This is a genomic window from Glutamicibacter sp. NPDC127525 (genome assembly GCF_042672105.1).
Classification (GTDB): domain Bacteria; phylum Actinomycetota; class Actinomycetes; order Actinomycetales; family Micrococcaceae; genus Glutamicibacter.
In genome coordinates, this window is the sequence record NZ_JBHXVN010000001.1 from 843,197 (window position 1) to 855,620 (window position 12,424).

The 12,424-nt window shown below is 63.0% G+C and carries 12 protein-coding genes; 9 read left to right on the top strand and 3 right to left on the bottom strand.

Going from position 1 to position 12,424, the window contains the following annotated elements:
- Positions 1 to 117 precede the first annotated feature (117 nt).
- From ACFVHU_RS03845 to ACFVHU_RS03865, 5 genes are all read left to right on the top strand, one after another.
- Positions 118 to 741 carry a TetR/AcrR family transcriptional regulator gene (locus ACFVHU_RS03845; protein WP_105657677.1) on the top strand — a complete coding sequence of 208 codons (624 nt, stop codon included), beginning with the start codon at positions 118 to 120 and terminating at the stop codon, positions 739 to 741.
- Between the two features lie 64 nt (positions 742 to 805).
- Positions 806 to 1,027, top strand: a complete 222-nt coding sequence (locus tag ACFVHU_RS03850; protein ID WP_105657517.1) for a DUF3107 domain-containing protein — start codon at positions 806 to 808, stop codon at positions 1,025 to 1,027.
- A gap of 121 nt (positions 1,028 to 1,148) precedes the next feature.
- Positions 1,149 to 2,594 (top strand): RNB domain-containing ribonuclease, encoded by a 1,446-nt coding sequence (locus tag ACFVHU_RS03855; protein ID WP_105657518.1) that lies wholly within the window; start codon positions 1,149 to 1,151, stop codon positions 2,592 to 2,594.
- A 264-nt stretch (positions 2,595 to 2,858) separates the two neighbouring features.
- Complete coding sequence (locus ACFVHU_RS03860) at positions 2,859 to 4,484, top strand: DEAD/DEAH box helicase (protein ID WP_105657519.1); 1,626 nt, start codon at positions 2,859 to 2,861, stop codon at positions 4,482 to 4,484.
- Between the two features lie 78 nt (positions 4,485 to 4,562).
- Positions 4,563 to 5,447 carry a site-specific DNA-methyltransferase gene (locus ACFVHU_RS03865; RefSeq protein ID WP_105657678.1) on the top strand — a complete coding sequence of 295 codons (885 nt, stop codon included), beginning with the start codon at positions 4,563 to 4,565 and terminating at the stop codon, positions 5,445 to 5,447.
- Here ACFVHU_RS03865 and ACFVHU_RS03870 read toward each other — a convergent pair.
- Positions 5,432 to 6,277, bottom strand: a complete 846-nt coding sequence (locus ACFVHU_RS03870) for a PHP domain-containing protein (protein WP_388022562.1) — start codon at positions 6,275 to 6,277, stop codon at positions 5,432 to 5,434. The two genes, ACFVHU_RS03865 and ACFVHU_RS03870, sit on opposite strands and share 16 nt — an antisense overlap.
- Before the next feature lie 65 nt (positions 6,278 to 6,342).
- On the opposite strand from ACFVHU_RS03870, the gene ACFVHU_RS03875 reads away from it, so the two are divergent.
- The gene (locus tag ACFVHU_RS03875) at positions 6,343 to 7,890 is read left to right on the top strand and encodes an aminopeptidase P family protein (protein ID WP_332498433.1); all 1,548 of its coding nucleotides are present in this window, start codon (positions 6,343 to 6,345) and stop codon (positions 7,888 to 7,890) included.
- A gap of 86 nt (positions 7,891 to 7,976) precedes the next feature.
- Here ACFVHU_RS03875 and ACFVHU_RS03880 read toward each other — a convergent pair whose 3' ends face one another.
- Entirely contained in the window at positions 7,977 to 8,834 is an 858-nt protein-coding gene (locus ACFVHU_RS03880) for a general stress protein (RefSeq protein WP_332498434.1), read from the bottom strand.
- Between the two features lie 132 nt (positions 8,835 to 8,966).
- Between ACFVHU_RS03880 and ACFVHU_RS03885 the strand changes: the two genes are divergently transcribed.
- From ACFVHU_RS03885 to ACFVHU_RS03895, 3 genes are read left to right on the top strand one after another with little or no spacing between them, the layout of a single operon-like run.
- Positions 8,967 to 10,217 (top strand): magnesium transporter MgtE N-terminal domain-containing protein, encoded by a 1,251-nt coding sequence (locus ACFVHU_RS03885; RefSeq protein ID WP_105657522.1) that lies wholly within the window; start codon positions 8,967 to 8,969, stop codon positions 10,215 to 10,217.
- 42 nt (positions 10,218 to 10,259) lie between these two features.
- A complete protein-coding gene (locus tag ACFVHU_RS03890) occupies positions 10,260 to 10,868 on the top strand; it encodes a DUF1003 domain-containing protein (RefSeq protein ID WP_332498436.1) in 609 nt (202 codons plus the stop codon).
- 3 nt (positions 10,869 to 10,871) lie between these two features.
- Positions 10,872 to 11,975, top strand: coding sequence for an Mrp/NBP35 family ATP-binding protein (locus tag ACFVHU_RS03895; RefSeq protein WP_105661514.1), 1,104 nt, complete (start codon positions 10,872 to 10,874; stop codon positions 11,973 to 11,975).
- Positions 11,976 to 11,987: 12 nt separating this feature from the next.
- On the opposite strand, the gene ACFVHU_RS03900 is transcribed toward ACFVHU_RS03895, so the two are convergent.
- A complete protein-coding gene (locus ACFVHU_RS03900; protein ID WP_105661515.1) occupies positions 11,988 to 12,392 on the bottom strand; it encodes a sec-independent translocase in 405 nt (134 codons plus the stop codon).
- Positions 12,393 to 12,424: the final 32 nt, after the last annotated feature.

Sequence of the window (12,424 nt, forward strand, 5' to 3'; positions counted from 1 at the left end):
TATTTCCACTTTCCGCACAGAAGCATGGAATACTACTTCCAAGTAGATTATCCACCCGAGAATTCCTTTGATGACTTGGGAGCTGATCACTCTGCAGCTGGAAAGGCCCCATTCGACATGACGGAACTCGAAAATATCAAAGGCACCCGCCCGCAACGGATGCCCCGTGAAGCGCGTCGTCGCCAGCTGCTGCAGGCAGCGCACCAGGTTTTCGTGGCCCATGGGTACCATGGTGCGTCCATGGACGAAATCGCTGAAGTCGCCCTGGTTTCCAAACCGGTGCTCTACCAGCATTTCCCCGGCAAACGCGAACTCTACCTCGCCTTGCTGGATTCGCACCTGGCCGACTTCAGCCGTCAGCTGGATGAAGCGATCCGCTCCACCAGCGACAATCGCGAGCGCGTCTTCGCCACCATCAACACCTACTACAGCTACATCAAGGGCGAATCCCAGGCGTACCGCCTGATCTTCGAATCCGATGTGCTCTCGGACCCGCTGATCGCCCATCGCATCGAGCAGTTCAACAGTTCGCTGGCTTCCTCCATCGCCCGCGTCGTGGTCGAAGATACCGACATGAGCGAGGAGGAAGGCCTGCTGGCAGGCCGTGCCCTGGCAGGCCTCTCCCAGGTTTCGGCGCGTTACTGGGCCACCAGCAGCTCCTCGGTGGACCAGAATGCCGCCGTGGATCTCATCTCCCGTTTAGCTTGGCGCGGAATTTCGCAGTTCCCGAAAGAAAACTAGCTAAATTAGTGTTCAGAGGCCCCATACGGGACACCTATTTCGTTCGAGAGGATCTGCGACAATCATGGAAATCCGCATTGGCATTCAGAATGTAGCCCGCGAAGTTGTACTTGAATCCGAGCTCAGCAACGCCGAAGTCAATGAGCTGGTCTCGAAGGCGATCGCCGACGGCACCGTTCTGGCACTGAAGGATCCAAAGGGCCGCGAGGTCCTGGTGCCTGCTGCTGGCATCGCTTACGTTGAGGTTGGCCCGGAAGAAGTCCGCCGCGTCGGCTTCGCACAGTAGAGCTTGTTGCGCGCCGAGGCATCGCCTTGGCAGCTGGTGGCCGGTTTCGCTTAGAAGCGAAACCGGCTATTTCTTCGCCCAAATGGTGATTTGACTCACCGAGTCATGGTATTGCTAAGGGGTGACTGAACGAAGAATCCGCAGCCCCCGCCCGGTTCCCGCCAACTCGCTGGCCCAGCTACTGCTCGGCCTTGAAGCAGAGTTCGAGGTGCCGGCACCCTTCGACGAGCAAACCCTGAAAGCCGCGGAACTGGCGGTAGCCCAGGTCCAGCACCCCGAAGAAGACGCCACCGGCATCCCGTTCTTCACCATTGACCCGCTCGGCGCCACCGATCTCGACCAGGCGATGTTCCTTGAACGAAACGGCCAGGGCTATACCGTGCACTATGCGATCGCGGACGTTCCCGCGTTCGTGACCTTGGGCAGCCAGCTGGACCAGGTGGCCCGCCAACGCGGTCAGACCTATTACCTGCCGCACCGCAAGATCACCTTGCACCCGCCCCTGATTTCCGAAGACCAGGGCTCGCTGCTGCCAGACCAGGACCGGCCGGCCTTCCACTGGAAAATTTCCCTGGATGCCGATGGCGCCCTGGGCGAGGTCCAGCTGAACCGCGCGCGCATCCGTTCCCGCGCCCAGCTCGACTACGCCTCCGCCCAGGCCCGGCTGGATTCGGGGGAACCCGATGAGCAGCTGGAATTGCTCGCCGAAATCGGTGCTGCGCGCCTGCTGCAGGAGCAACTGCGCGGCGGCGCCTCATTGAACCTGCCGGACCAGGAAATTGAAGAAGCAGGCGACGGCTACAAGCTGGTCAGCCGCACCCCGCTGCCCCTGGAAGGGCACAACGCGCAGATTTCCCTGCTCACCGGCATAGCCGCAGCCCGCATCATGCTCGAGGCCGGTGTGGGCATCCTGCGCACCATGCCCGCACCGGATGAAGCGGACCAGCAGGAATTCCGCACCCAGACCCAGTTGCTGGGCACGCCGTGGGACGCAACGCAAAGCTATGGGCAGTACCTGCATGCATTGGATGTCAGCGACCCGAAGCAACTGGTGATCATGCATCGTGCCGCTGCGCTGTTCCGCGGTGCGGACTACCGGGTCATAGCCGGGCAGCCCGAAGAGGAACTGATCCAAGCGGCACTGGCGGCACCCTACGCGCACACCACCGCGCCGCTGCGCCGGCTCGTGGACCGCTTCGTGCTGCTCACCTGCCACCTGCTTTCCACCGGCCAACCGATCCCCGAGCAGCTCGCCTCGGCCCTGGAAGAGCTGCCCGGGCTGATGCGTACCAGCAGCATTGCCGCCAACCGGGTGAACAATGCGGCCGTCGACCTGCTCGAAGCCTATGTGCTCAAAACACGTGTCGGGGAAGAATTCCAAGCCATCGTGCTGAAGTCAGCCGAGCAAAAGGAAGATGGAAAGATTCGTCCCGGAGTACTGCAGCTGGCCGATGAACCGGTCACCGGAGAGTTTTCCGGTTCCGCCCAGCCGGGCACCTTGGTGCGCGTAAAGCTGGTCCAAGCTGATCCCGTGGCCCGCAAGATCAGCTTCGAAATCGTGGCCTGAGACTCCTAAACCCGGGTTTCCGGGCAAAACCGGCTATGCTTGGCCTATTAGTAAATAGGATGCCCGATCGCAATGGGCTGATAGATGAAACAGTTTTATGGCGACTTCCCAGCGGCCGCCATCCCGCAGGTGCTTGACCAAGCCACCTAACGTGAAAGTAGCGATCGGCTCCGCTGGATTCGTGCGGTATCCGCATGCTCCTGGCTTGTTGCAAGCCGGAATGGAGCAGGTACCGTGCCCACATGAAACGAGAACAAAGACATCGTGACTGACACGACGCTTTCGGCCCCAGTGGCCGAACCACAAGACAATGAGCCAACCATCGCAGAGCCGATCAAGCAGAGCTTTGCCGATTTGAAGGTTCGCGAAGACATCGTTGCTTCGCTTTCGGAAGCCGGGATCGAGTACCCGTTCCCCATCCAGGCCCTGACCCTGCCAGTTGCCCTGGGCGGCAACGACATCATCGGCCAGGCCAAGACCGGCACCGGCAAGACCCTGGGCTTTGGCATCCCTGCCCTGCAGCGCGTGATCCGCGAAGGCGACAAGGGCTACGGGGATCTTGAATTCCCCGGTGCCCCGCAGGCACTGATCGTGGCCCCGACCCGCGAGCTGGCCATCCAGGTCGGCGCCGACCTGGCCCAGGCATCGAAGCACTCGAACATCTCGATCACCACCATCTACGGCGGCCGTCCCTACGAAGAGCAGATCAATGCCCTGAAGGCCGGCACCGACGTGATTGTCGGCACCCCGGGCCGCTTGATCGACCTGAACCGCCAGCGCGTGCTGAACCTCAAGCAGGTTCGCACCGTGGTACTGGACGAGGCCGACGAGATGCTGGACCTGGGCTTCCTGCCCGATGTCGAGCGCATTCTGGCCGCGTTGCCGCCGGTACGCCAGGCGATGCTGTTCTCGGCCACCATGCCCGGCGCCGTGATCACCATGGCCCGCCGCTACATGACCCGTCCCACCCACATCCGCGCCCAGGATCCCGGTGATGATGACTCGCTGACCAAGCGCAACATCCGCCAGCTGGTCTACCGCGCGCACAACATGGACAAGGACGAGATGGTGGCCCGCCTGCTGCAGGCCGAAGGCCGCGGCAAGACCATCATCTTCACCCAGACCAAGCGCTCGGCTGCCAAGCTGTCCGATGAGCTGGTGGACCGCGGCTTCAACGCCGGTTCGCTGCACGGCGATCTGGGCCAGGGCGCCCGCGAGCAGGCCTTGAAGGCCTTCCGCGCCGGCAAGGTCGACATCCTGGTAGCTACCGATGTCGCGGCCCGCGGCATCGACGTGGATGACGTCACCCACGTGGTCAACCTGCAGTGCCCGGATGATGAGAACACCTATCTGCACCGCGTAGGCCGTACCGGCCGTGCCGGCAACACCGGTATCGCGGTCACGTTCGTGGACTGGGATTCGGTGCCCCGCTGGTCGCTGATCAACAAGGCGCTGGGCCTGAACGTTCCCGAGCCGGTAGAGACCTACTCGTCCTCGCCGCATTTCTTCGCCGACTTGGGAATCCCCAAGGGCACCAAGGGCCGCTTGCAGCGTGCCAAGAAGACCGCGGCAGCTGAGGGCGATGGCTCGCCACGCCGCGAGGATTCGGCGCGCACCCCGCGCCGCCGCAGCAATTCGCGTACCCGCACCCGCACCGTGAACGGCGAGCAGACCCAGCAGCGCGGTGCGCAGGACTCCGGCGCCGAGCAGGAGGGCGCACGCCACGGCCACTCCAAGGGCAAACAGGACCGTCCGGCACGCGAAAACGAGCGCCACCGCGAAACCCATGCTTCCGGCGGGGAGCAGGAGGCGACCGAGGGCGCATCCGCTGCCCGCCGACGCCGTCCGCGCCGCCGCACCCGCAGCACCGAAGCAGGCGGCCAGGACTAATCCCCAGTCCAACCGGTCAGCCAACTTTTCCGAAAGGAACCCACACCAGCGGTGCTCGCTCTACCCGAAGAACCAGCTTTGCCCGACGCTGGAACGCAGGATGCCCCGGCGTCCGTCGTTCCAGCCTCGGGTAATACCGTGTATCACGGTGATAACCTCTCCATCCTTGGCACCCTGCCCGATCAAAGCTTCACCTTGATCTATGTGGACCCGCCGTTCAACACCGGGCGCAAGCAGACCCGTGCCCAGCGCACCATGGTTCGCGCTGCCGAAGGCGAAGGCGACCGCACCGGATTCAAGGGACGCGAGTACAACACCGAGCTGGGGATCGCCCGTTCGTATCACGATACCTTCGACGACTACCTCAGCTTCATCGAGCCGCGGCTACGCGAGGCCCACCGCCTGCTGGCCGAGGACGGCACGCTCTATGTGCACCTCGATTACCGCGAGGTGCACTACGTGAAGGTGCTGCTCGATGGGATTTTCGGCCGGGACTGCTTCCTGAACGAACTGATCTGGGCCTACGACTATGGTGCCCGCGCCAAGAGCCGCTGGCCGGCCAAGCACGACACCATCCTGGTCTACGTGAAGGATCCGAAGAAGTACCACTTCGATTCGGCTGAGGTGGACCGCGAGCCGTATATGGCTCCCGGCCTGGTCACCCCGGAGAAGCGCGCCCTGGGCAAGTTGCCGACCGATGTCTGGTGGCACACCATCGTCTCGCCGACCGGCAAGGAAAAGACCGGCTACCCGACGCAGAAGCCCGAAGGCGTGCTGCGCCGGATTGTGGCCGCGTCGTCGCGCCCCGGCGACTGGGTGCTGGACTTCTTTGCCGGCTCAGGCACCACCGGTGCGGTGTCCGCGAAGCTGGGACGCCAATACGTGCTGATTGACCAGAACCCCGAGGCCATCGAGGTGATGAAGGCTCGTTTGCCTGGAAGCACCAGCTATATCGAGGCCTGAGTTCCGGTCCCCTGGGCAATAATCCTATGCAGCATTTCCGGCTCGGTGAGATTCTCGCCGAGCCGGTTCAGCTTTCCGGTGCCGTGGTAGTCGGAAGATCCGGTGACAATCAGATCGCGATCGGCGGCCAGCTTGAGCAACCAGGCCTTCCCCTCGGCGGTATTGTCCCGGTGGTGCGTTTCGACCCCCGCTAGCCCGGCATCGATCATCTCGTAGAAGGTGGAATCGGGAACTACCCGTCCGCGCGCAGAGGCCTTGGGATGCGCGAACACCGGAACGCCACCGGCTTCCCGCACCAATTGCACCGCAGTGGCAGGATTCACCGCTGGATGCGAAACGTAGTAGCGCGAACGCGAGGAGAGGATGTTGGCGAACGCTTCATTGCGGTTATCCACCACCCCCGCAGTCACCAGCGCATCGGCAATATGCGGGCGGCCCACGGTTGAACCCGGCAGGCAATGCTCCCCCACCAGATCCCAGCTGATCGGATAGTCCTCGGCCAGCAGGTCGACAATGCGGCGGGCACGAACGATCCGCGAGTTCAGCGCAATATCCAGCTCATCGAGCAGCGGCTGGTAGGTGGGGTCATGCAGGTAGCTGAGCAGATGCACGCTGATGCCGTGGGTATCCTGGCAGGTGATTTCCATGCCCGGTATGAATCCCAGTCCCAGCTTCCCGGCTTGCGCCGCGGCTTCGGCCCAACCGGTGGTCTGGTCATGATCTGTCAACGCCACGACATCCAGGCCCGCAACCGAAGCGGCGCGCATGAGCTCGGCCGGAGTTTCAGTTCCGTCGGACACATTGGAGTGGGTGTGCAGGTCGATTCGCATATGCCTAGGTTATCCCCTGCGCTGATTCTTTGCTGGGATACAGCTGATGGTGACACACTTGGAACATGACCAATCAAGATTCATCTGCACCAAGCACTGATCAGCCGTTGGAAGACCGCGTGAACAACCGTTCCCAGCGTCCAACGTCCAAGGCATTCCAGGACTTCATGGCCTCCTCGTGGGCGCAAGACACTTCTGATCTGCCAGAACAAGATGCCGCTGCCAGCTACGCAGCCGCTCGCCGTGCCAAGCTCTCGGAGAATTTCCCCGGTGAGCGCATCGTCATTCCGGCAGGCCCGCTCAAGGTCCGCTCCAACGACACGGACTACCGTTTCCGCCCTCATTCTGCGTTCGCCCACCTGACCGGCCTGGGCGTCGACCACGAGCCCGATGCCGTACTGGTCATGGAACCGACCGATGACGGCGTGGGCGAGCACGGCTCCAACCACGTTTCCACCCTGTATTTCGCGCCGATGGCCGGCCGCGACACCACCGATTTCTATTTGAATTCGCGTTCCGGCGAATTCTGGGTGGGCCCGCGCCCAACCCTGTCCTCGCTGTCGGCGCGCACCGGGATGCCCACCGATTCGTTGGAACAGCTGGAAATCGCGATCACCAAGAATTCCGGCCCGCAGGCCCTGGGCGGCATCCGCATCCGTCTGGTGCGCGAGGTGGATCTGAACATCGAGGCGCTGGTGGATACCTCGCGCATCAACACCGGCCAGGACCTGGAAGCCAGCGATGCCCTGGATACCGAGCTGGCCGAGTTCGTTTCCGAGCTTCGCCTGGTCAAGGACGCGTACGAAATCGCCGAACTGCGCAAGTCGGTTGCCGCGACCATCAACGGCTTCGAAGACGTGGTGCGCAACCTGGACAAGGCCGTCGCGCACGAACGCGGCGAACGCGTTGTCGAAGGCGCGTTCTTCGCCCGCGCCCGGCTTGAAGGCAACGAGCTGGGCTACGACACCATCGCCGCCTCGGGCAACAACGCCACCATCTTGCACTGGATCCGCAACACCGGAACCGTCAAGCAGGGCGAGGTGCTGCTGCTGGATGCAGGTGTCGAGGCCGAATCCCTGTACACCGCAGACATCACCCGCTCGCTGCCGGTGTCCGGCAAGTACACCGAGGTGCAGCGCAAGGTCTACCAGGCCGTGCTGGATGCCGCCGATGCCGCCTTCGCTGCGGCCAAGCCGGGCCTGAAGTTCCGCGACCTGCATCTGGTGGCTACCCGCGTTTTGGCTGAGCGGCTCTCCGAGTGGGGCATCTTGCCGGTATCTGTGGAAGAAGCCATGGATCCAGAGGGGCAGCATCACCGCCGCTGGATGCCGCATGGCACCAGCCACCATCTCGGTCTGGACGTGCACGACTGCGCCCAGGCACGCGCCGAGCTGTACCTGGATGCCGAGCTGGAGGAGGGCATGGTCTTCACCATCGAGCCCGGACTCTACTTCAAGGACGAGGATCTGGCGATCCCCGAGGAGTACCGCGGCCTGGGCGTGCGCATCGAGGATGACATCCTGGTCACCGCCGATGGCGCCGAGAACTTGAGCGTTGCCCTGCCACGCAAGCCTGAGGAAGTTGAAGCGTGGATGGCTAAGTTGCGCGGCTAATTCGTCCCGCAGCGTTAACCAGCGAAAGGCATGGGCGCAGTTACCGAGGTAACTGCGCCCATGCCTTTCTTTGGCCTAGCTGGTCCCTATGCTTCAGGATCCTTGCGAGGCGCTGGTTCCTGGACCGGGGCCTGAGGCTGCTGCGAAGTATCCACTCGCGGCTCTACCTGCGACAGGTCCTGCGTGTCCTTGGCCTCGGCGGCCGGTGCTTGCGCTTCGTCCTTGGCTGGCTGCTCGACCGGCGCAACTGGCGCAGCTGGCTTGGCTTCGTTGACGCGGACGCCATAGCGGGGACGCCCATCGGGCAGGTCGGGGAACTGCGAGCTGCGCTCTTCCTCGGCGGCCGGCTGCGCAGGCGTGGCCGGTACTGCGGCGGCCGCCTGGGCCGACGGTGCGGCAGCTGCGGCAGGCTGCTGCTGCGGGGCTTGGGCAACTGGTTGCGCAGGTGCCTGCTGCGGACGCATGGGCAGCTTGGAGGCCAGGATGCGGGCCGACTGCGCATGCTCGAAATCCACCACCACGTCAAAGCTGGTGGCCACGAACTGGCTGGAGGACGCGAAATCGCGCTTGCCGCGACGGGTCGAATAGCTGATCACGCCGGCGATCATCCAAATAGCCATGCCCAGGCCGATGGCGGAGAGAATCTGGTACAGCCCGTTGCCGCCACCGCCGAAGAGGGTCAGGAGCAGGCCGACAAACAGGCCCATCATGCCGCCCTGGGCCGCGCCAGCCAGCGCCACGCGCGGGTAGGAAAGTTTCGCGGTGACTCGCTCCACGGTGCGTACGTCATTGCCGACGATGCTTACCGCGGCGACCGGGAAATCATTATCGGCCAGGTAATCCACGAGCTTCTGCGCGTCGAGATAGCTGGTGTAACGTCCAAGCAGTTCTCCGCGCGGCAGGCCGCTGGTGCTAATCGAATTTACTCCATGAGGCGAGGTCATAACTATATTGTGCACAGGTTTACTGTGAGCCTGCCTAGTTGTGAAGCAACTATCGCTGAGGGTGAAAGAAACAGCACTGGCCCTGTGGCTTTGCACACCGGGAACGGGGCTGAAACGCGATAGTCTAGGAGGGTGAGCGCACAAGTGTCTAAAATCTTCGTCGCCCGGCTGCTCGGGCTTGATGTCTTTGACCCCTTGGGCGACCGCTTAGGCCGCTTGCGCGATGTCGTGGTGGTCTCCCGCGGCCCCAAGAAACCCGCCGCCTGCGTGGGCTTGGTCGTCGAGGTCCCCGGCAAACGGCGGGTGTTCGTTCCGATGACCCGCATCCAGTCCATGGAAGCCAACCAGGTGATCTGCAACGGCCTGGTGAACATGCGCCGCTTCCAGCAGCGCGGCCAGGAAATTCTGGTTGTCGCCGAAATGTTCGACCGCACCATCACCTTCGTTGATGGTTCCGGTCGCGGTGTCATCGAGGACATCGGTTTGGCGCAGACCCGTCGCGGGGACTGGGAAATCAACGAATACTATGTCCAGCGTGGAGAACCGACGGCCAATTTGCTGGGACTGCGTTCGCGCCGCCGCAACAAGGTGCTGGTCTCCTGGGACGAGGTCAGCCACGGTTCGAAGAATGAACCGCAGTCCGCTGACACCTTCGTGGCCGCCCACGATGAGATGAAGCCTGCCGACTTTGCTGACGCCCTGCATGAAATGAATGAGAAGCGCCGCCTGGAAATCGCGGCCCATCTGCAAGATGAGCGCCTGGCCGACGTGCTCCAGGAACTTCCGGACCGCGAGCAGGTGGAGATCCTTTCCGCCCTGGGCCTGGAACGTGCCGCGGACGTGCTTGAGGAAATGGACCCGGATGACGCGGCCGACCTTCTGGCTGAAGTCAGCGAAGAGACCAAGCACCAGCTGCTGGATCTGATGAACGAGGAAGAGGCCAAGGATGTCCGCCGCTTGCTCGCCTACCCGGAAGGTACCGCCGGGTCGATCATGACCCCGGTTCCGGTGATTCTCACCCCTGAATCCACGGTCGCTGAAGCCCTGGCCTCGGTGCGCCTGGAGGAATTGAGCCCGGCGCTTGCTTCGACCGTATATGTGGTGCGCCCGCCGCTGGAGACGCCCACGGGACGCTACCTGGGCCAAGTCCACATCCAGGCGCTGCTGCGTGCCGCTCCCCCGGAGCCGCTGGGCGATATCCTTGATACGGAGCTGGAGCCCATGTCGGATCTGGCCAATATCACCGAAGTGGTTCGCCATTTGGCCACCTACAACCTCACCAGCGTAGGCGTGACCAACAAGGAAGGCCGGCTTGTAGGGGCCATCACCGTGGATGACGTGCTGGACCACATCCTCCCGGATGACTGGCGTTCCCAAGACTAGCCAACGCCCCACCCACCCATCAGCAGCAAAGGAGTTCCAGCTATGGCTGAGCAGCGCAAGAGTAACGGCCTGGATACCCCGCTTGCAGCACGACAACGCTTCTGGCCCCGGTTCTCCCCGAACCCCGACCTCTTTGGTTCGGCCACGGAGAAGTTCGCCCGCTTCATGGGCACCCCGACCTTCCTGCTGTACATGACGGTGTTCTGCGCCTTCTGGCTGATCTGGAACTCGGTCGCCCCGATCAATTGGCGTTTTGACGATGCCACCATCGGCTTCACCGCGCTGACCTTGATGCTCTCCTTGCAGGCCTCCTACGCGGCTCCGCTGCTCCTGCTGGCGCAGAACCGCCAGGATGACCGCGACCGCGTCTCGCTGACCGAGGACCGCGCCCGTGCTGAACGCAATCTGTACGACACCGAGTACCTGACCCGCGAGCTGGCTTCCCTGCGCTTGGCACTGCGCGATGTTGCCACCCGCGACTACGTGCGTTCCGAACTGCGCAATGTGCTTGAAGAGCTGCTGGAAACCTCTGATGGCGAAGAGCTGCACCTGCGCGCGAAGAAAAAGGGCGGCAATAAGAATTCGCACCCGCAAACCGGGATGATCGAAACCGTCAAGCCCCAGCAGGGCCAGTACCGGAAGAGCAAATAAGCATTGAGCACCACGCCAGAACTCCTAGCCGCCCTCGCAAAGGTCAACGACCCGGAGCTTCGCCGGCCGATCACCGAATTGGGCATGGTGGAATCAGCTGTCCTGGCCGATGGCACCGCCAAGGTCAAGATCTTGCTGACCATCGCCGGTTGCCCGATGCGCTCCACCATCGAGGAAGAGGCCACCGCGGCCCTGCTGACCGTAGCAGCGGTGCAGCGCGTTGAGGTGAGCCTGGGCGTCATGGATCCGCAGCAGCGCGCGGAGCTGCGCGAGTCACTGGCCAGCCGCCGCACCCCGTTCTCCGATCCTGCTTCCCTGACCCGGGTGATCGCTGTGGCCAGCGGCAAGGGCGGCGTGGGCAAGTCGTCGATTACCGCGAATCTGGCCTGCCAGCTAGCCTCCCAGGGCTTGAAGGTCGGCCTGATCGACGCCGATGTCCATGGTTTCTCCATTCCCTCGCTGATGGGTATTTCGCAGAACCCCACCCGGGTTGATGACATGATCCTGCCGCCGGTGGCGCACGGAGTGAAGGTCATTTCCATTGGCATGTTCCTGGATTCCAACCAGCCGGTGATCTGGCGCGGCCCGATGCTGCATCGGGCCCTGGAGCAGTTCCTCTCGGATGTCTACTTCGGGGACCTGGACTACTTGTTGCTGGACCTGCCGCCAGGCACCGGGGACATGGCCATCTCCGTGTCCCAGCTGCTGCCCAATAGCGAGCTGCTGGTGGTCACGACTCCGCAGTCCACGGCTACCGAGGTTGCCGAACGCGCCGGCACCATCGCCTTGCAGACCCATCAGAAGGTGATCGGGGTGGTTGAGAACATGAGCTTCCTGCAGCTGCCCGACGGGTCGCGCATGGAGGTCTTCGGTTCCGGTGGCGGTGCCAAGCTCAGCGAATCGCTGAGCCAGCAGCTGGGCTACCCTGTTGGGATGCTGGCCCAGATTCCGCTGGAAGAGTCCGTACGCGTGGGTTCGGATCAGGGCCAGCCGGTAGTGCTCAGCACCCCGGGGGCACCGGCCGCGGCAGCGATGCGTGAATTGGCCGGGAAATTGGAACAGCGACCGCGCGGGCTTGCCGGGCGATCGCTGCCGATGTCTTTCTGAGGACTTCTGGGCCTAGGTGGCTTCTGAGTCGAAGGGGGCCGATTCGTTGGCGCCCAGCTGCAGCTGCTGCGCGGTAGCCGAAGGGACCGCGGTGCGCACCGGTGCTGGGGCCACGGTCTTGGCTGGAGAACCCTTTGCGGCATTCACGGCGTCGTCGAATTCATCGACAAGCGCCTCCTTGATGATTCGACGTGGATCATACTGGCGCGGGTCCAGCTTCTTCCAGTCGATGTCGGCAACCTCGTCGCCTACTTCCTCGCGCAGCTGCTCCTTGGCGCCATTGGCCATGCGCCGCACTTCCTTGACCAGGTTCGCTAGCTTTTTGGCGTACTCAGGAAGCTTTTCGGGGCCCAGAATAACGACCGCCAGCACGGCGAGAACGATAAACTCGCCACCATTAATACCAAAAAGATCCACGTAAGAAGATTACCTTGTTCCAGTGCCACTAA